Origin of the sequence: Phenylobacterium sp. (assembly GCF_036563385.1) — a bacterium.
GTDB lineage: Bacteria > Pseudomonadota > Alphaproteobacteria > Caulobacterales > Caulobacteraceae > Phenylobacterium.
Genome location: NZ_DATCML010000004.1, coordinates 108,685 through 127,752 on the forward strand (window position 1 = coordinate 108,685; position 19,068 = coordinate 127,752).

Genomic DNA, 19,068 nt, shown 5'->3' on the forward strand with positions numbered 1-19,068 from the left:
GCCTCAGACTTTGACGATTTCCCCCGTGGCCGCGCCGCCGGCGGCCGATCCCCTTGCGTCCGTTGACGCCCTCGTCGAGGGGCTGGCCAGCGTCGGCTACATCGCGTCGCGGCGCATCGCCACCGCCCTGTTCATGGCCGTGAAGCTGGAGAAGCCCATCCTGGTGGAAGGCTCGGCCGGCGTCGGCAAGACCGAGCTGGCGCTCTCCACCGCCACCCTGCTGAACCACCCGCTGATCCGCATGCAGTGCTACGAGGGGCTCGACGAGTCCAAGGCGCTGTACGAGTGGAAGTACGGCAAGCAGCTGCTCTACACCCAGATCCTCAAGGACCGGGTCGGCGAGAGCCTGGCCGACGCCCCCACCATGGACGCCGCCATGGACCGGCTGCACGGAATGGGCGACCTGTTCTTCTCCGAGCCCTTCCTCGAGCCGCGCCCGCTGATGAAGGCGCTGAAGCAGGACGGCGGTTCGGTCCTGCTGATCGACGAGATCGACAAGTCGGACGAGGCGTTCGAGGCGTTCCTGCTCGAGGTGCTGTCGGCCTACCAGGTTTCGATTCCTGAAATCGGCGTGGTGAAAGCCAAGACGCCGCCGCTGGTCTTCCTCACCTCGAACAACGTCCGCGACCTGGGCGACGCCCTGAAGCGCCGCTGCCTCCACCTGCACATCCCCCTGCCGGAGCCCGCGCTGGAGGAGCGGATCGTGCTGAGCCGCGTGCCGGGCATCGAGGGCCGGCTGGCGCACGACCTCGTCGCCTTCGTCCAGTCGCTGCGCACGCTCGATCTGCGCAAGGCGCCGTCGATCTCGGAGACCGTGGACTGGGCGCGCGCGCTGATCCTGCTGCACGCCGACAGCCTCGACGCCGCCATCGTCAAGGACACGCTGAACGTGATCCTGAAGTTCGAGCAGGACATTACCCAGGTGGAGCCGCAGATCGTCGAGCTGCTGGCCCGGCGCTAGGCCGATGCAGCACACGCTCCAGGACTTCCTGCGCGCCCTGCGGGCCGCCGACGTCCGCGTCTCTCCCGCGGAAGCCATCGACGCGGCGCGCACCGTCGAGACCGTCGGCTATGCCGACCGCACCCTCTTCAAGGACGCGCTCTGCGCCACCCTGGCCAAGTCCGAGGCCGAGGTCGCCGCCTTCGACCGCACCTTCGAGACATTCTTTACACGGACGGAATTCCAGCTCCCGCCCCCACCCCCTGAAAGTGAGTACGACGCCGAGTCCGCTGGCGCCCCCGACAACCCCCTCGCCCAGGCCCTCCTCGAAGGCGACACCGCCGCCCTCCAGCAGCAGATGGAGGAGGCCGCACGCCAGGCCGGCGCCTCCGAGATCCGCCTCTCCACCCAGCGCAGCCGCCTGACCCGCCGCCTGCTGGACGAGATGGGCCTCGCGGAGATCGAGCGGATCATCGCCACCGCCCGCCGCCAGAAGGACCAGGGCCTCGCCGACCGACTGGACGCCGGCCGACGCGCCCTGATGGCCGAGGCCCAGAAGTACGTGGAACGCCAGCACGACCTCTACGCCGCCGGCTCCGGGCGCGCGCTCCGCGAGGAGATGCTGGCCCGCAAGGCCCTGAACGCCGAGGGCGGCATCGACCCCGTCGACCTCGCCATCATGCAGCAGCTGGTCCGCAAGATGGCCAAGCGCCTGGCCGACCGCTACTCCCGCCGCCGCCGGACCAACCGGGTGGGCCACCTCGACGTCCGCCGGACACTTCGCAAGTCCATGGGCTACGGCGGCGTCCCCTTCGACATCGTCTGGAAGTCCAAGAAGGTGGAGAAGCCCTCCATCGTGGCGATCTGCGACGTCTCGAAGTCGGTGGCGGCCGCGGCCCAGTTCCTCCTGACTTTCCTCTATTCGCTAAACGAGGTGGTCGACCGCCTGGACGCCTTCGCCTTCTCAGGCCGGCTGATCCCGGTAAGCGGGATCCTCGACGACCACGACGTGGAGCAGGCGATCCTCAAGGTCCTGCAGACCATCGGCTTCCAGCAGACCGACTACGGCCAGTCACTCGCCGACTTCGCCGAGCAGCACCTCGACCGCCTTGACCGCCACACCACGGTGATCTTCCTGGGTGACGGCCGCTCCAACTTCGCCGACCCGCGGCTCGACCTGATGAACCTGATCCACCAGCGCAGCCGCGCGGTGATCTGGCTGAACCCGGAACCCGAGAGCTACTGGGGCCAGGGCGACAGCGTGATGGATCGCTACGCCCGCTACTGCCACGTGGCCAAGACCTGCAACACGCTCGCGGGCCTGGAGCGGATCATCGAGGACGTGCTCCGGGCCTATCTCCCGCACTGATCCTCACCAGACGTCGACGAATGGCCGCTTCTTGCCGGGGCTGCGGGGCGGGACCGGGCAGGCTCTCAGGCCGCGCACCAGCCAGGCGCGGGTTTCGGCCGGGTCGATAACCGCGTCGATTTCCACGACCGAGGCCACCGACAGCGCCTTGCCGTTCTCGTACATCCGGCCGACCAGCTTCTCGAACAGGGCTTGGCGTGCGGCGGGGTCGGCCTCGGCCTCCAGCTCCTTGCGGTAGCCCAGCCGCACGGCGCCCTCCAGGCCCATGGGGCCGAACTCCGCGGTGGGCCAGGCCAGCATCATCGCGGGCGCCGAGAAGTCGCCGCCGGCCATGGCCTGCGCGCCGAGGCCGTAGCCCTTGCGCAGCACCACGGTGAACAGCGGCACGGACAGGCTGGTGGCCGTCACGAACAGACGCGAACCGCGTCGTACGGCGGCCGTTGTCTCGCTCTGCGGTCCGACCATGAAGCCCGGCGTGTCGCACAGCGAGAGCACCGGCACGTCGAAGGCGTCGCAGAGCTGGAGGAAGCGCGCGCCCTTCTCCGCGCCCTCGGAGTCGATGGCGCCGCCGAGGTGGCGGGGGTCGTTGGCGATCACCCCCAGCGGCCGGCCCTCGATGCGCAGGAAGCCGGTGATTATGCCGCGGCCGTAGCCGTCCCGCAGCTCCAGCCAGGTTTCCTCGTCGGCCAGCGTGCGGATCACCTGGCGCACGTCGTAAGCCCGCACCCGGTTCTCGGGGATCAGGTGGCGCAGGCGGCGCTGGTCGGCGCAGGTCCAGTCGCGGACCGGGCCCTGGAAGACGCCCAGGATGCGCTTGGCGGCGGCGGTGGCGGCGGCCTCGTCCTCGACCAGCAGGTCGATGGCGCCGTTGATGTGGAGCACGTCGGAGGGGCCGATCTCGTCGGGGGTGAAGACGCCCAGGCCGCCGCCCTCGATCATGGCCGGGCCGCCCAGGCCGATGTTGGAGTAGCGGGTGGCGATGGTGATGTCGGCGCAGCCGAAGAAGACGGCGTTGCCAGCGAAGCAGCGGCCGGAGTTGATGGCGATGCGGGGGGCCAGGCCGGAGAGGCGGGCGAAGGTGGTGAAGCTGGTGGTGTCGAGCGACGAAGCCGACAGTTGACCGCCGTCCACGTCGCCGGGCCGACCGCCGCCGCCCTCGGTGAACCAGACGATCGGCGCCTTCCAGTGCTCGGCGAATTCGAGGATCCGGTCGGTTTTCTTGTGGTTGAAGTGGCCCTGGGTGCCGGCCAGGACGGTGAAGTCGTAGGCGAGGCCGACGCAGCGGCCGCCGTTCACCTCGCCGACGCCGACGACGATGCCATCCGCAGGGGTATTGGCCCGCAGGTCCTCGAGGCTGCGGCGGCGGCGCTGGGCGGCGACGGCCATGGCGCCGAACTCGCTGAAGCTGCCGGGGTCGAAGAGATCGGCCAGATTTTCACGAGCGGTACGCTGGCCCGTGCGGCGACGGCGGGCGACAGCGTCCGGGCGGGCGTCGTCGAGGGTGAGCCGGTGTCGCTCGAGAACCTCGGCAAGGTCGCTCCGGATGTGGTCGAGATCGATGCGGGCGGCGGCCTGGTCCAGGGCGTCTTCGGCGCCCGTCTCCTCCAGGAAGGCGAGCGGGCGGCCCTCGAACACCGTGTCGCCGGGCGCGACGGTGATCTGGCGGACGACGCCGGACGCCGGAGCCTCGACCACGTGCTCCATCTTCATGGCCTCGAGCACCATCAGGGGCTGGCCCTTGCGGACGCTGTCGCCGACCGCGGCGTCGAGGGAGATCACGGTGCCCTGCAGGGGCGCGCGGACGGGCGCCGTCCCCGGGGGCGCGTCGGGCTCGGGCGCCCGGGCGGCCGACGCCGCGCCGCTCTGCGCGGCGGCGTCGAAGTAGAGCCGGGGGTGCGCTTCGGGTCGGCCGGCGAGCTCGGCCATGTGCGCTTCCACGAAGCGGGTATGGGCCTGGCCTGCGGCGACGGCGGGATGGGCCAGCAGGTTCTGCAGGAAGGCGATGTTGGTGGGCGAGCCTTCGATGCGGAACTCGGACAGGGCGCGGTAGGCCTTCGCGACCGCGCGTTCGAGGCCGCCGGAGCCGGCATGAACGATGAGCTTGGCCAGCAGGCTGTCGAAGCGCGCGCTGGTGGCGTAGCCGGCGTAGCCGAACCCGTCGACGCGGACGCCGGGCCCGGAGGGCGGCTCATAGACCGAGAGCACCCCGCCGGCCGGGCGGGCGGAGCCGTCCTCGGCCATGGTCTCGAGGTTGACGCGCGCCTGCACGGCGTGGCCGCGCGGGGCTGGGACCTGGTCTTGCGTAAGGCCGAGGTCGGGCAAGGTCGCCCCAGCCGCCAGCTGCAGCTGGAGGCGGACGAGGTCGAGGCCGGTGACCTCCTCGGTGACCGTGTGCTCCACCTGCAGGCGGGCGTTGCCCTCGATGAACACCGCCTCGTCGCCGGCCGCCAGGAACTCGATGGTGCCGAGCCCACGGTAGCCGGCCGCCTTGGCCAGGGCCGTCGCATGGCCGAACAGCCGCTCGCGCAGGCCGATGGGCAGCATGTCGGCCGGGGCGATCTCGACCACCTTCTGGCGCTGCCGCTGGAGGCTGCACTCGCGGTCCCACAGGTGGACCACCTCGGCGCCGTCGCCCGCCACCTGCACCTCGATGTGCCGGGCCTGGGGCAGGAACCTCTCCACATAGAGGTCGCCGTTCCCGAACGCCGCCTTCGCCTCGGAGGCGCAGCGTTCCCAGGCGGCGTCGAGCTCGTCGGCGCTCTGCACCGGCCGCATGCCGCGCCCGCCGCCGCCGGCCACCGCCTTGACCATCACCGCGCCATGCTCGGCGAGGAAGGCGCGGGCGTCCTCAAGGGTGGTGGGCCCGTCCGTGCCGGGCGAGACCGGTACGCCGCAGCGCTGCGCCAGCGCCCGGGCCTGCGCCTTGTCGCCGAACAGCTCCAGGGTGTCCGGGCTTGGGCCCACGAACAAGAGGCCGGCGTCGGCGCAGGCGCGGGCGAAGGCGGCGTTCTCCGAGAGGAAGCCGTAGCCGGGGTGGACGGCGTCGCAGCCTGCGGCCCTCGCCGCCGCCACGACGCCGGCGATGTCCAGATAGGCGGCCGGGCCGGCGCCGTTCAGGGCCACGGCCTCGTCGGCGGTGCGGGTGTGCAGGGAGGCCGCGTCGTCCTGGGAGAAGACCGCCACCGTGGCGACGCCCATCTCGGCCGCGGTGCGGGCGACGCGCACGGCGATCTCGCCCCGGTTGGCGATCAGCAGCTTCCTCACGGCGTCCCCTCAAACACTTGTTGGGGGCATTTGAGGGGATCGGGGGGCCGAGGTCGAGCCCCCTCTACCGCTTGCGGGAGAGGGTCGGGTGAGGGCCGGCTCGTGCGATGGGATCGCGCCGGATTTGGGGGCGAGGGCCCTCGGGCACGGATCCGGAGTGGATCAGCGGTCCCAGCCGGCCCTCACCCTACCCTCTCCCGCGCCTGCGGCGCGGGAGAGGAAGTTTGTCACGCCTTCAGCACGGCCGGGTCGACGGGCAGGCTGCGGATGCGCTTGCCGGTGGCGGCGAAGATGGCGTTGGTGAGCGCCGGGATGGCCGGCGGCAGGGCCGGCTCTCCAAGGCCCGTGGGCGGGTTGTCGGTGATCACCCACTTCACCTCCACCGGCGGCGCCTCGTTGATGCGCATCAGCGGGTAGGTGTCGAAGTTGGCCTCGACCGCCTGGCCATTCTGGATGGTGATCTTCTGGTGCAGGGCCTCGGAGAGGCCGTCCAGCACCGACCCTTGCACCTGGTTCAGGGCGCCATGCGGGTTGATGATCTGGCGGCCCACGTCGGCGGCGACCCAGACCTTCTTCACCTTCACCTCGCCGGCCGGCGACACCGCCACGTGCGCCACCTCGGCGAAGTAGCCCAGGTGGCTGTAGTAGCAGGCGATCCCCATGCCTTCGCCCTTGGGCAGGCGCGAGCGGTTGGCCCAGCCGGACATCTCGCCCGCGGCCCTGAGGACGCCGGCCATGCGGCCCGCGGCGTAGGCGTTCGGCGGCTCGCCGACCACCGGCTTGTCGCCGAGCAGCTTGAGCTGGAAGGCCAGCGGGTCGGCGCCGGCGGCGTGCGCCAGCTCGTCGATGAACGACTGGAAGACGAAGGCCAGGGCGTTGGAGCCCGGCGCCCGCAGCGGCCCGGTGGGCACGCCGAGCGGCATGGTCGAGATGTCGTAGCGCAGGTTCTGCACGAACCGGCCCGGGAACTCGCCCGCGCCCATGCCCGCGCTCGGCGCGAAGGTCGTTCCTTCGCCGAACGAGACGAAGTGGTCGTAGAAGGCGACCACGTTCCCCTGCGCATCCAGCCCGCCCTTGAGGAAGTGGAAGCCGGCCGGGCGGTAGATGTCGTGGCGCATGTCGTCTTCACGCGTCCACAACAGCTTCACAGGCGCGCCGGCCTCGCGGGCGATCCACGCCGCCTCGACCATGTAGTCGTTGGACAGGCGCCGGCCGAAGCCGCCGCCGCAGCGCGTCATGTGGATGGTGATGTCCTCGGGCTTGATACCCAGGGTCTTGGCGCAGAGCTGGCGGCCGGGCTCGGGGTTCTGGGTCGGCGCCCAGATCTCCAGCTTGCCGTCCTTCCACTCGGCCGTGCAGTTCTGCGGCTCGAGCGGCGCGTGCGCCAGGAACGGGTAGGCGTAGGCGGCCTCCACGGTCTTGGCGGCGCCCTTCAGGGCGGCGTCGACGTCGCCGTCGTTGCGGGCCTGGCGCTGGGCCTTGCCGGCCGCGAGCTCGCGCGCCTTGGCGGCGAAGCCTTCGCTGGACTGGGCGGACGTGGGATGGTCCTGCCACTTGATGTTCAGCCGCTCGCGGCCCTTGCGCGCCGCCCACCAGTTGTCGGCGACCACCGCCACGCCAGGCAGCAGGCCCGCGCCGATCTGGCCGGGCGGCGGCTGCAGGGCCTTGCTGTCGCCCTGCACCACGAAGGCCTTGCGCACGCCCTTGACGCTCTGGGCCGCCGCGAGGTCGGCGCTGGCCACGCCTGCGGCGAAAACCGGAGCCTTCTCGAAGGTCGCGAAGAGCATCCCCGGCCGCTGCACGTCGATCCCGAACAGCGGCTGGCCCGTGACGATCTTGGGCGTATCGTACTGGGCGATCGGCCGGCCGATGATCTTGTAGGTCTTCGGATCCTTCAGCGGCAGGGTCTTGGGATCGGGCGGCGTGATGCCGGCGCACTGGCTGGCCAGCGAGCCGTAGGTCGCCTTCCGGTTGGACGCCTTGTGCAGGACGACCCCGGCCTGGGTGGTGCATTCGCCGGCCGGGCAGTTCCACGCCTGGGCGGCGGCCTGAACCAGCATGGCGCGGGCGACGGCGCCCACGCGCCGGTGCTCTTCCCAGTGCAGCGGGGTGGCCATGGAGCCGCCGGCGAACTGGCGGCCATAGACGGTGGGATCGCTGTCCGCCTGCTCGATGCGCACCTTCTCCCAGGGCACGTCCAGCTCCTCGGCGATCAGCATGGGGAGCATGGTCTTGATGCCCTGGCCGATCTCCGGGTTCTTGTTGGTGATGGTCACGATCCCGTCGGGAGCGACCTTCACGTAGGCGTTGATCTGCTGCAGGCCGCCGGCCTGGGCCTGAGCCTTGGACGCGACGGAGAAGGAGATCACCAGGCCGCCAGCGCCGGCGGTGGCCAGGAACTCGCGCCGCGAGGCGCCGGTCATTTCGAGGGTCATGGAGATCAGGCCTCCCGCTGGCCGGAAGCGCGCTTAATGGCGGCCCGGATGCGCGTGTAGGTGGCGCAGCGGCAGATGTTGCCGCTCATCGCCGTGTCGATGTCGGCGTCGGTGGGCTTGGGGTTGCTGGCCAGCAATGCGGTCGCCGACATGATCTGGCCGGGCTGGCAGTAGCCGCACTGAGCGACGTCGAGGTCCGTCCAGGCCTTCTGGACCTTCTTGCCGACAGGCGTGGCGCCGATCCCCTCGATCGTGGTGACCTTGCCCTGCACCGCCGACACCGGGGTCACGCAGCTGCGGATCGGCTGGCCATCCACATGCACGGTGCAGGCGCCGCACTGGGCGATGCCGCAGCCGTACTTCGGCCCGAGGATCCCCAGGGTGTCACGGAGCGTCCAGAGCAGCGGCGTGTCGGGGTCCACGTCGGCCGTGTGGACCTTGCCGTTGACGTTGAGCTTGAAGGCCATGGCGCTGCTCCCTTTGCGCCATCGTACGGCCCAGGGGGCCGTTGCGGCAAGCGGCCTAGCCGGCGGGCGGGAACTCCACATGCGCCTGGAACCCGGCGGGGTCGTAGGCGCACTCCACGCGTCCGCCGAAGGGGGCCAGCGCGGTCTGCAGCACCCGCGTGCCGAACCCCTTGCGGGTCGGCTCGCTCACCGACGGGCCGCCGGCCTCCGACCACCGGAACGCCACCCGCCGCTCCGCCGCGGCGGCCGGGGCGATCCTCACCCTTCCGGCGCCGCTGGACAGGGCGCCATACTTCACCGCGTTGGTGGCCAGCTCGTGCAGCAGCAGGCCCAGCGCCGTCGCCATCGGCGCGGCGATGGTCACCTCTTCGAACTCCGCAGCGACATCGAAACGCCCCGCGCCAAAGGGCGACAGCACCCGCTCGATGACCCCGGAGAGCTGCACGGGCAACCCCCCGGTGGCGGTCACCAGGTCCTGGGACTGGGACATGGCCTGCAGCCGCGACATGAGCGCTGCCTCGAACTCGGGCACAGTGGTCGCCGAGCGCGCCGTCTGGCCCACGATGGCCATCATCACCGTGAGGCCGTTCTTGGCCCGGTGAGCCAATTCGCCCATGAGCAGACTGCGGCGCTCCTCGGCCGCCTTGCGGTCCGTCACGTCGATGCTGGTGCCGACCACGAGGTTCGGCTCCCCGTCCTCCTTCACCACCCGGCCATGGACGAGCAGCCAGCGAACCTCGCCGTCCGGCCTGACAATCCGGTGCTCGATCGAGAAGTCCCCGCCCTCCTCGGCGTCGGCGGTCTGCCGGTAGGCCTCCTGCACGCGTGACAGGTCCTCCGGATGGATCATCGACATGTAGCGGTTGATGTCGACCTCGGCGCCCGCGGGCAGGCCGAAGAGGTCGCGGTTCCGGTCGGACCAGAGCACCATGGCGTAGCGGGGATCCCACTCCCAGAACCCCAGGCCGGTGGCTTCCACCGCCATCTGCAGCCGGCGGCGCTGGTCGGCGAGCTCATCGGCGAGACGCCTGCGCTCGGTGATGTCGGTCTGCAGCCCTTCCCAAAGCGTGCGCCCGTCCGGCAGCGGCCGGGGGTAGGAGGCGATCCGATGCCAGCGCACCTCGCCGTCGGCGCGGCGCATCTGAACCTCGATCTCGAAGCTCCGCCGCTGTGACAGCGCGGCGGTTTCAGCGGCCTCGAACACGCTTCGGTGCTCGGGCAGGATCATGCGGTAGAGCACGCCGCCGTCCGCGAGCACCGCGTCGGGGGACACCCCGTTCAAGGCGAGGCAGCTCTCGCCCACGTGCACGAACCGGCGAGTGCTGCGGTCCGACTCCACGAGCATGCGGTACGGCATGCCGAGCCCCAGGGCCTCCGCGGCCAGGTGGAAGGGCTGGGTGAGGGCCTCAGCACTGTGGTTCAGGTCCGCCACCGCGCCTCCTACGAACGGCGGGACCCAATCTGGGGGCCGCGACGGGCGGCGACAACACGAAATGCTGCGGCCGCCCCGGCCAAGCTATCCCTAGTCGCGTGGCAGCAGGATGACGGTGTCCGGCAATTCGTTGGGGTTGTCCCCCGGCCGGGCGGGGAACCGCTCGGCCAGGATGTCGCCGCAGAGGCCGACGGCGGCGGCGAAGCCGGCCGCGGGCTCGCCTCGCTTGAGGCCGGCCGTCAGCGCGGCCATGCAGCGGTCCCAGACCTGCGGCTCCACCTGGCTGGCGATCCCCTCGTCGGCGATCAGCTCGGCCATGTGCTCCCAGAGCGAGACGTAGATCAGCACCCCGGTGCGCTCGCGGGTGGCGTGCAGGTTCTTGCCGAGGAACTGCGCCTGGGCCTCGCGCCGGACCCGCTCGCGCTTCAAGGCCCGAGGCGTCAGCAGCCGGCGCACAGGGCCGAGGCTGACCACCAGGGCTGTCGCGACGAACAGGGCGAGCTGCAGCAGGATGGCGCCCATCAGGGTGTCGCGCGCGGCGGCGTCGGCCGCCTGGACCGCCTGGGCGGCGGTCCACTCGCCGCCGAGGTCGGGCACGCCGGGGTGCACGCCGGCCAGCAGCAGCAGGGCGGGCCCCAGCAGGGCGACGCCCGCCGCCCACGCCAGCGGCGTCTCGAAGTAGTCCGAGCTGTCGTCGGCCACCACGCAGTAGATCTCGCCGGTCGTGCGGGCCTCGGCCTCGCGCACCGCCGCCTGGATGGCCGCCACGTCGGACGGCGTCATGAGGGGATTGTCCGCCATCACCAGCTCCCCGAGGATCCGCCGCCGCCGAACGAGCCGCCGCCGCCGGAGAAGCCGCCGCCGCCCCAGCCGCCGCCGCCGCCCCAGCCTCCGCCGCGGTGACGGCCGCCGCCGCTGGAAAGGATCATCGGCAGCAGCCACCACAGGCCGCTGGAGCGCCGATGGCGGCGCCGGCGGCCGAACGCGCCCATGATCCCGCCGAGAATCCAGAAGACGATCAGGACCACGAAGATCAGCGGCAGGCCGCCGCCTCCACCCGAGCCGGCGGCGCGGTGCTGTTGCTGCTGCTGGGCGGCCGCCTGGACCACACGGGCGCGGGCCTCCTCGTCGGGGAGGGCGAGCTGCTGGATCACCGCCTCGGTCCCCGAGACGACGCCTTCCTCCATCCGGCCCTCGCGGAAGTGCGGCAGCACGCGCTGCTGCAGGATCACGCTGGAGAGCGCATCGGTGAGGACGCCTTCCAGGCCGTAGCCGACCTCCACGCGCACCTTGCGTTCGGACGGCGCCACCAGGAAGACCACGCCGTCGTCCTCGCCCTTGCGGCCGATGCCCCAGGCGCGACCGAGCTGGTAGCCGTACTCCTCGATCTCATAGCCTTGCAGGTCGGGCACCGTGGCCACCACCACCTGCCGGCCGGTCTGCTGCTCGAGGGCTTCAAGCTCGCCGGCCAGCTTCTGCTCGGTGGCCGGCGACAGCATGTTGGCGTTGTCGACGACCCGCCCGGTGAGCGCCGGGAACTTCGGCTGCGCCAGGGCCGGCGGGGCGAAGGCGAGCAGCGCGAGGACGAGCCAGAGCCCCCAAAGCCCTGCCCCGCGATGGACGAGGGTTTGGTGGCGGTGCGGCCTCTGAGTTGAGGTGAGGTTCACGTTCGGCTCCGCGCCCACTCGCGTCTGGTCTTCATCGCCCTGCGATCACCGCGATCCCCGCCCTTCCCTCGTCGAAGGGGAAGGGCAGGGCCGCAGGTTCACTGCGGCGCGGGGACGGCGCTCGGCGCCGGGCCCACCGCGGGGGCGGCCGAGGTCGGCGGCGGCGAACCGGGGGCGGCGCCCTGCGGAAGCGGGGCGCCGGGGTTGGTCCCGCCGAAGTCCACGGTCGGCGCGCTCTGGGCGGCGGCGGAGGCCTGGAACAGCTGCATCGGCTGGGAGCCCGAGTGGATGGTCTTGGCCCACAGGACCGTCGGGAAGGTGCGCAGGCTGGTGTTGTAGTCCTGGACGGCGGCGTTGTAGTCGCGCCGGGCCACCGCGATGCGGTTCTCGGTGCCTTCCAGCTGGCTCTGCAGGGCCAGGAAATTCTGGTTGGACTTCAGGTCCGGGTACTGCTCCTGGATCACCATCAGCCGGCCGAGCACGCCGGTGAGGCGATCCTGCGCCTGCTGGTACTGCTGGAAGCGGGCCGGGTCGGTGAGCGTCGAGGCGTCCACCTGAACCTGGGTGGCGGAGGCGCGGGCCTCGATCACCTCGCGCAGCACGGTGCGCTCCTGGGCGGCGTAGCCGCGCACCGTCTCCACCAGGTTGGGGATCAGGTCGGCGCGGCGCTGGTACTGGTTCTGCACGTCGGCCCACCTGGCGCGGGCGTTCTCTTCCTTGGTCGGGATGGTGTTGATGCCGCAGCTGGCGAGCACCGGGGCCAGCAGCATGACGGCCACCAGGGCCAGGCGTTTGCGAAGCGTGTTCACGTGTCCGAGGCTCCCCAAGTCGTCCAAGCTTGAGCTTGGTCCCGCATATGTGACCCCGACATTGATCCTGCGCAATTGTGCAGGCATCAGGGCCTTCGGAGCGTTGGAAGCTCCGGACCGGCGGGGGAGTTCCGTTTTCGCATGGCCCAGGCGCGTCCGTACTACGCCGACAAAAGCCTCAGCGCCGCCTTCTACGACGTGGTCACGGCCGCGGACGAACGGCTGGCCGGCGACATCGAGGCCTACGCCGGGCTGGCGGCGCCGGGCTCGTCGGTGCTGGAGCTGGGGGCCGGCGGCGGCCGGGTCACGTTCGCCCTGGCCGAGCAGGGCTACACGGTCACCGGGATCGAGATCGCGCCGGCCATGCTGGCCCAGGCGCAGGCGAGGCTGGCGCAGCTGCCGGCTGAGCTGGCGGCTCGCGTGGAGCTGCGTCGCGGCGACATGACCGCGCTCGACCTGAAGCGGACCTTCGACCTGGTCATCTGCCCCTACTTCACCCTGGCCCACGTGCCGGCGGGGACCGCCTGGCGCAACACCTTCGCCACGGCCGCCCGGCACCTGCCGCCCGGCGGGCGCGCGGCCTTCCACCTGCCCCTGCTGGAGATCATGCGCATGCCGGGGCCGCCGAAGGAGATGGTGGTGTTCGACCGGCCGCTGCCCGGCGGCGGGCGGTTGCAGCTGCACGTCCTGGAGCGGACCTTCAAGGCGGCCATCGGGCGGCTGGACCAGGTGATCGAGTACGTGGAGCGGGACGCGGCCGGCGCCGTCCTCCGCCGCTCGCCGGAGCGGCTCACCTTCTACCTGACGGACCCGGAGCCGCTCGCCGCCACGGCCGGGCTGGTGCGCGACCGCGACCCGATCCCGCTGGGCGGGGTCGGCGACATCTGGGTGTTTCGACGCGTCTGACTTCCTCTCCCGCTCGCGCGAGAGGGTAGGTTGAGGGCCGGCGCGTGCAGCGCGGCTCGCGCCGGATGAGGGGTCGAGGGCCCTCGGCCCGCATCCGGAGTGGTCGAAGGGACCCAGCCGGCCCTCACCCTGCCCTCTCCCTCCCCTCTCCAACGCCTGCCGGCGCGGGAGAGGAGGCGCGAGCCTGCCGCCCCCGCCCAAGCCTTGGCCAGCTTGGTTTTGTTGCAGGCCTGATGGAATTCGGGCGCCGTAGGGGAATTGGCGCCCGCCGCCGCCCGTGATTTGCTGGCGGCGGGGCCGGACGTGCGCCGCGGACCGATTAGCCCGCGGCCCCGGACCTCCAATGAGAATGGCGTGCGCCAGGCATTCGGGCGCGGGAGGATTTTGATGGAAGCCTTGAAGGAACGCATGGACCTGGATGCGCGGCTGGCGGCCGCGCAGATGAACGGGATGACCGCCGCCGTCTGGGCCCAGGTCCAGCCGGACAAGCCCTGCGTCATCGACCCCGACGGGACCACGCGCACCTTCTCCGAGGTCAACGCCGCCGCCAACCGCATCGCCCGCCTGCTGCGCGGCGCAGGCCTGAAGGCCGGCGACTCCGTGGCGCTGGTCTGCTCCAACCGCCACGAGTTCGTGGAGGTGCTGCAGGCCACCCGCCGCACGGGCCTGCGGATCACCCCGGTGAACTGGCACCTCACCGCCGACGAGATCGCCTACATCATCAACGACTGCGAGGCGAAGGCGCTGTTCGCCGAGGCCCGGGTCGCCACGTCGGGCCCGGCCGCGGCCCAGTGCCCGAACCTGCTGGTCAAGGTCGCCATCGGCGGCCGGATCGACGGCTTCCAGCCCTATGACGAGGCGCTGGCCGGGCTCGACGGCTCGGACATCGAGGACGCCACCCTGGGCAACCAGATGATGTACACCTCGGGCACCACCGGCCGGCCCAAGGGCGTGTTCCGCCCCAATCCGGTGGTCGCCCCGCCGGGGATCTACGAACAGCGCGGCTACGACGGCGACTCGGTCCAGCTCTGCGCCGGCCCGGCCTATCACGCCGCCCCGCTGGCCTTCGACGTGAACGCCGCCATGGGCGCGGGCGCGCCGCTGGTGTTCCTCGACAAGTGGGACAGCGAGCTCGTGCTGCGGACCATCGTCGAGCGCAAGGTGACCCACCTGCACCTGGTGCCGATCATGTTCCAGCGCCTGCTGGCCCTGCCCGACGAGGTGAAGGCGAAGTACGACGTCAGCCACGTCAAATACATCGTCCACGGCGCGGCCCCCTGCCCGCCGGAGGTCAAGCTGGCGATGATCGAGTGGTTCGGACCGGTGCTCTCGGAGTACTACGCCGGTTCTGAAGGCGGCGCGGGCTTCACCATCAGTTCGGAGGAGTGGCTGAAGAAGCCGGGCTCCGTGGGCAAGCGCCCGGCGTTGCTGGGCTCCAAGATCCTCGACGAGCAGGGGAACGAGTGCCCGCCGGGCGTGCCGGGGACCATCTACCACCAGCTGCCGCCGGGCGGCGGCTTCACCTACTACAAGGACGAGGCCAAGACCCAGGCCAGCCGGGTGGGCGACTACTTCACCATGGGCGACGTGGGCTATTTCGACGAGGACGGCTACCTGTTCCTCACCGGCCGCAACGCCGAGACGATCATCTCGGGCGGGGTGAACATCTATCCGCAGGAGATCGACAACGAGCTGATCAAGCACGATGCGGTGGCCGACTCCTCGACGGTGGGCGTTCCCGACGACCAGTGGGGCGAGCAGGTCCGGGCGGTGATCATGCTGAAGCCCGGCTACGAGCCCTCGACCGAGCTCGAGCAGGAGATCCTCGCCTTCGCGCGGGCCAACCTACCGGCCTTCAAGGTGCCGAAGAAGATCGATTTCGTCACCGACCTGCCCCGCTCCGAGGCCGGCAAGATCCAGCGCAATAAGGTCCGCGCGCCGTACTGGGAAGGCCGCAAGCGGCAGATCTGAGTCATGCCTCCTCTCCCCCCACACGGAGTGGGAGGGGGAGAGGGTTAGGTGAGGGGCGGCTGGAGTCCGTCCGCTCTCCCGATGGTGGACCGAGGGCCCTTGACCGACCATCGGCGGCGCACCGCTGCACGCGCCGCCCCTCACCCTGCCCTCTCCCCGGCGTGCGGCTTGGGGGGAGAGGAGGTCCCGCCCTTCCCTTGGCGAGTTTCGGCTGCTTAATCTCGCGGCTTCCGTTCGAGGGGCCCCAGATGAAACGACTGCTCGCCGGCGCGCTGCTCGCCGCCTTCGCCATGCCCGCCGGCGCCCAGGCGCCAGTTCAGACCACCTTCGTGCAGGCGGGACGGCTGCTGGCCGATCCCGCTTCAGGCCGGGTGGAGACCCAGAAGACCCTGGTCATCCAGAACGGCCGGGTGGTGCGGATCGCCGACGGCTTCGTGGCCGAGCCCGGTGGCCGGGTGGTGGACCTGAAGGACAGCTTCGTCCTGCCGGGCCTGATCGACAGCCACGTCCACATCACCAGCGAGCAGGGCCCGAACACGCGGCTGGACGAGGTGACCCAGTCGTCGGCCGAGCAGGCCATGATCGGGGCGCGCTACGCCCGCAAGACCCTGCTGGCCGGCTTCACCACCGTGGCCGACCTGGGCGCGGACAACGACGCGATCTTCGCCCTGCGCAAGGCCACGGCGAACGGCGACGTGCTGGGCCCGCGGATCATCGCCGCCGGCTCGGCGATCTCGGTGCACGGCGGCCACGGCGACGTGAACGGCTTCCGGGAGGACGTCATGCACGTCCTGCGGCCGGGCTCGGTCTGCTCGGGAGCCGAGGACTGCCGGCGCGCGGTCCGCGAGCAGGTCTGGAAGGGCGCGGACATCATCAAGATCACTGCCACCGGCGGCGTGCTCTCCAACACCGCCGCGGGCCTGGCCCAGCAGTTCTCCCAGGACGAGCTCGACGCCATCGTGGAGTCCGCCCACCGGATGGGCCGCAAGGTCACCGCCCACGCCCACGGGGCCGACGGGATCACCAGCTTCCTGAAGGCCGGCGGCGACTCCATCGAGCACGGGACCTACCTCGACCCGGAGGGCGTCGCCCTGTTCAAGAACAACAAGGGCTATCTGGTGCCGACGCTGATGGCCGGCGACTTCGTCTATCGGATCGCGTCCGGCCCCAACAACTTCTTCACCCCGGCCCAGACCGCCAAGGCGCTGGAGGCCGGGCCCAAGATGCTCGACATGGCCCGGCGCGCCCACCAGGCGGGCGTGAAGATCGCCTTCGGCACCGACACCGGGGTCTCCGCGCACGGCGACAACGCCGGCGAGTTCGCCCTGCTGGTGCGGGCCGGCCTGACGCCGCTGGAGGCCGTGCAGGCCGCCACGGTGAACGCCGCCGACCACCTGGGCCTGTCGAAGGAGATCGGCGCCCTGACGCCCGGCAAGGCCGCCGACCTGATCGCCGTCCGCGGCGACCCGCTGCGCGACGTCACCGTTCTGCAGAACGTCGGCTTCGTGATGAAGGGCGGCGTCCAGGCGAAGCCGTAAAGACGCGGCGATCTCCCGCTCCCACTTCGTGGGAAGGGAGATGCTCCCCGCAACAGAGCGTCACCAAGCGTGTTTTGGTGGCGCTCTGCGGCGCGTGCCACAAGGCGCCCGCTTCTAGACAGAGGGGGGCCGCCGCGCATGCCCATTCCGTTCATCGACCTGCAGGCCCAGCGCCAGCGGCTCGGCCAGCCGCTCGAGGACGCCATCCTCAAGGTCGTGCGCTCGGGGGCGTACATCATGGGCCCGGAGATCGCCGCCTTCGAGGCGGCGCTGGGCGCGTTCGGCGACGCGCCGCACGTGCTGTCCTGCGCCTCGGGCACCGACGCCCTGATCCTGCCGCTGATGGCCTGGGGGATCGGGCCCGGGGACGCGGTTTTCTGCCCCTCCTTCACCTTCGCCGCGACCGCCGAGGTGATGCCGCTGGTCGGCGCCTCGCCGGTGTTCGTCGACGTCCTGCCCGACACCTACAACATGGATCCGGCCAGCCTGGAGGCGGCGATCGCCGCGGTGAAGGCGGCGGGCGAGCTGACGCCGCGGGCGATCATCGCCGTGGACCTGTTCGGCCAGCCCGCCGACTACCCGGCGCTGCGGGCGATCGCCGACGCCCATGGCCTGAAGCTGATCGCCGACAGCGCCCAGGGCTTCGGCTGCACCCTGCACGGCCAGCACCCGATCCATTGGGCGGACGTGGCCACCACCTCCTTCTTCCCGGCCAAGCCGCTGGGCGCCTACGGCGACGGCGGGGCGGTGCTGACCAAGGACGCACGCCTCCACGACCTGCTGGTCAGCCTGCGCGTCCATGGCCAGGCGGTGAAGTCCGACCTGGAGGGCCGCACCTTCGAGCACGACCCGCGCTACCTGAACGTCCGCGTGGGCACCAACAGCCGGATGGACACCATCCAGGCGGCCGTGCTGCTCGAGAAGCTGAAGATCTTCCCCGACGAGATCGCGGCCCGCAACCGCGTGGCGGCGCGCTATGCGCAGGGCCTGTCCGACGTGGTCACGACGCCGACGGTGATCGAGGGCGGGGTCAGCGTCTGGGCGCAGTACACCATCGAGGCGGAGAACCGGGACGGCCTGGCCGCGGCGCTGCGCGAGAAGGGCGTGCCCACGGCGGTCTACTACCCGCTCCCCATCCATCGGCAGGGCGTCTATTCCGGCTATCCGGTCGCGCCGGGCGGCCTGCCGGTCACCGACGGCAAGGCTAGCCGCGTGATCAGCCTGCCCATGCACCCCTACCTGACCGAAGCCGACCAGGACCAAGTGATCGCCGCGGTGCGGGGGTTTGTGGAGGGGCAATGACCGGTTCCTCTCCCCGCCGCGCAGCGGAGGGGGAGAGGAGAAGGGCTAGCCCCAGATGTCCTTCAGGATCGCGGCCTGGGATTGGCCCTGGGCGAGGCCGGCGCGGGCGGCGTCGGGGCGGCGGGTGAAGTCCATCAGGTCGGGGCCGAAGGACGCGAGGCTGCCGTCATCGGGCCCGATGACCACCACCACGGCGCCGCCGTCCTGCAGCGTCTGGACCTCGGCGGCGGTCTGGGCCTCCACACGCCGCGCGATCTCGCTGCCGTCGCCGACCCGCACGGCGATCACCACCACGATGTCGTACCCCACGGCCATGTCGGCGTTGGTGGACGAGCGCATGCCGCCGTCGATGTAGCGGCGGTCGCCGATGGTCACGGGCGGGTAGACTCCCGGCACGCTGCAGCTGGACGCCACCGCCCGGTTCAGCGGCGCGCCCGCCTGGGCCGTCCACAGGCGGAAGCTCCCATCCTCGGCGTCCACGGCGGTGCAGGCGTAGTCCTTCTGCGGCCATGCCGCCTGCTCGGCGAAGCTGCGCCCGAAGCTGGCGAGGAACGTGGCTTCGTCGATGGTCTGCGCCTGGAGGGCGAAGGCGCCGATCTCGGCCCGCACCTCGCTGGGGTTGCGCTTGCCCGACTGCGCCTCGGCCATCAGCTCGCGCAGGCGCGAGAGGTCCGCAGGCGGGCCGCCGCCGCGACCTCGCGGCGCGCGCTCGGCTTCCTTCAGGATCGGCTCGGCGAGCGTCCGGGCGTCCGCGCCCAGGGCGAGGCGCGCCCCCACGAAGGAGCCTGCGGAGGTGCCCATGATGAAGTCGGCCTGCGACAGGTCCACGCCGGCCTGGGCGAAGCCCGCCACCAGCCCGCTTTCCCAGGCGATCCCCACCGGCCCGCCCCCGCCCAGCACCAGCGCCCGCGTCGTCATCCGCACTCTCCCGGCAGGTTCTTGTTGTCGCCGGCCAGCATCGGCGAGGC

Annotated in this window: 14 protein-coding genes; 6 read left to right on the plus strand and 8 right to left on the minus strand. The window is 71.4% G+C overall.

What is annotated here, in order from left to right; translation table 11 throughout:
- Positions 1-10 precede the first annotated feature (10 nt).
- Together VIL67_RS01355 and VIL67_RS01360 are read left to right on the plus strand one after the other, a co-directional pair.
- Positions 11-961, plus strand: coding sequence for an AAA family ATPase (locus VIL67_RS01355; protein ID WP_332047045.1), 951 nt, complete (start codon positions 11-13; stop codon positions 959-961).
- Between the two features lie 4 nt (positions 962-965).
- Positions 966-2,309, plus strand: a complete 1,344-nt coding sequence (locus VIL67_RS01360) for a VWA domain-containing protein (protein WP_332047046.1) — start codon at positions 966-968, stop codon at positions 2,307-2,309.
- A gap of 3 nt (positions 2,310-2,312) precedes the next feature.
- On the opposite strand, the gene VIL67_RS01365 is transcribed toward VIL67_RS01360, so the two are convergent.
- The 7 genes from VIL67_RS01365 to VIL67_RS01395 form a co-directional block, all read right to left on the minus strand.
- On the minus strand, positions 2,313-5,573 hold the full coding sequence (locus VIL67_RS01365; protein WP_332047047.1) for a carboxyl transferase domain-containing protein: 3,261 nt from the start codon (positions 5,571-5,573) through the stop codon (positions 2,313-2,315).
- Between the two features lie 227 nt (positions 5,574-5,800).
- A complete protein-coding gene (locus VIL67_RS01370) occupies positions 5,801-8,008 on the minus strand; it encodes a xanthine dehydrogenase family protein molybdopterin-binding subunit (protein WP_332047048.1) in 2,208 nt (735 codons plus the stop codon).
- Positions 8,009-8,013: 5 nt separating this feature from the next.
- Complete coding sequence (locus VIL67_RS01375) at positions 8,014-8,475, minus strand: (2Fe-2S)-binding protein (protein WP_332047049.1); 462 nt, start codon at positions 8,473-8,475, stop codon at positions 8,014-8,016.
- A gap of 55 nt (positions 8,476-8,530) precedes the next feature.
- Positions 8,531-9,907 (minus strand): sensor histidine kinase, encoded by a 1,377-nt coding sequence (locus VIL67_RS01380; RefSeq protein ID WP_332047050.1) that lies wholly within the window; start codon positions 9,905-9,907, stop codon positions 8,531-8,533.
- 90 nt (positions 9,908-9,997) lie between these two features.
- Positions 9,998-10,708: a TPM domain-containing protein gene (locus VIL67_RS01385; protein ID WP_332047051.1), complete on the minus strand. Its 711-nt coding sequence runs from the start codon at positions 10,706-10,708 to the stop codon at positions 9,998-10,000.
- Entirely contained in the window at positions 10,708-11,574 is an 867-nt protein-coding gene (locus VIL67_RS01390) for a TPM domain-containing protein (protein WP_332047052.1), read from the minus strand. The genes VIL67_RS01385 and VIL67_RS01390 overlap by 1 nt, the downstream gene beginning before the upstream one ends.
- A gap of 98 nt (positions 11,575-11,672) precedes the next feature.
- Positions 11,673-12,383, minus strand: coding sequence for a LemA family protein (locus VIL67_RS01395; protein ID WP_332047053.1), 711 nt, complete (start codon positions 12,381-12,383; stop codon positions 11,673-11,675).
- A 141-nt stretch (positions 12,384-12,524) separates the two neighbouring features.
- Between VIL67_RS01395 and VIL67_RS01400 the strand changes: the two genes are divergently transcribed.
- The 4 genes from VIL67_RS01400 (at position 12,525) to VIL67_RS01415 (ending at position 18,100) form a co-directional block, all read left to right on the plus strand.
- Positions 12,525-13,289 carry a class I SAM-dependent methyltransferase gene (locus tag VIL67_RS01400; RefSeq protein ID WP_332047054.1) on the plus strand — a complete coding sequence of 255 codons (765 nt, stop codon included), beginning with the start codon at positions 12,525-12,527 and terminating at the stop codon, positions 13,287-13,289.
- Between the two features lie 387 nt (positions 13,290-13,676).
- Entirely contained in the window at positions 13,677-15,260 is a 1,584-nt protein-coding gene (locus VIL67_RS01405; protein WP_332047055.1) for an AMP-binding protein, read from the plus strand.
- Positions 15,261-15,508: 248 nt separating this feature from the next.
- Positions 15,509-16,798, plus strand: coding sequence for a metal-dependent hydrolase family protein (locus VIL67_RS01410; RefSeq protein ID WP_414696162.1), 1,290 nt, complete (start codon positions 15,509-15,511; stop codon positions 16,796-16,798).
- 138 nt (positions 16,799-16,936) lie between these two features.
- Positions 16,937-18,100: a DegT/DnrJ/EryC1/StrS family aminotransferase gene (locus VIL67_RS01415; RefSeq protein ID WP_332047056.1), complete on the plus strand. Its 1,164-nt coding sequence runs from the start codon at positions 16,937-16,939 to the stop codon at positions 18,098-18,100.
- Positions 18,101-18,145: 45 nt separating this feature from the next.
- Here the strand turns inward: VIL67_RS01415 and VIL67_RS01420 are convergent, their stop codons facing one another.
- Positions 18,146-19,018 carry a patatin-like phospholipase family protein gene (locus tag VIL67_RS01420; protein ID WP_332047057.1) on the minus strand — a complete coding sequence of 291 codons (873 nt, stop codon included), beginning with the start codon at positions 19,016-19,018 and terminating at the stop codon, positions 18,146-18,148.
- Between the last annotated feature and the right edge of the window lie 50 nt (positions 19,019-19,068).

Bases quoted from the DNA above. Each gene is read 5' to 3' on its own strand.
- VIL67_RS01410 (WP_414696162.1), top strand. From the start codon at position 15,509: ATGAAACGACTGCTCGCCGGCGCGCTGCTCGCCGCCTTCGCCATGCCC.
- VIL67_RS01360 (WP_332047046.1), top strand. From the start codon at position 966: ATGCAGCACACGCTCCAGGACTTCCTGCGCGCCCTGCGGGCCGCCGAC.
- VIL67_RS01385 (WP_332047051.1), bottom strand. From the start codon at position 10,708: ATGGCGGACAATCCCCTCATGACGCCGTCCGACGTGGCGGCCATCCAG.
- VIL67_RS01405 (WP_332047055.1), top strand. From the start codon at position 13,677: ATGGAAGCCTTGAAGGAACGCATGGACCTGGATGCGCGGCTGGCGGCC.
- VIL67_RS01415 (WP_332047056.1), top strand. From the start codon at position 16,937: ATGCCCATTCCGTTCATCGACCTGCAGGCCCAGCGCCAGCGGCTCGGC.
- VIL67_RS01370 (WP_332047048.1), bottom strand. From the start codon at position 8,008: ATGACCCTCGAAATGACCGGCGCCTCGCGGCGCGAGTTCCTGGCCACC.
- VIL67_RS01375 (WP_332047049.1), bottom strand. From the start codon at position 8,475: ATGGCCTTCAAGCTCAACGTCAACGGCAAGGTCCACACGGCCGACGTG.
- VIL67_RS01420 (WP_332047057.1), bottom strand. From the start codon at position 19,018: ATGACGACGCGGGCGCTGGTGCTGGGCGGGGGCGGGCCGGTGGGGATC.
- VIL67_RS01400 (WP_332047054.1), top strand. From the start codon at position 12,525: ATGGCCCAGGCGCGTCCGTACTACGCCGACAAAAGCCTCAGCGCCGCC.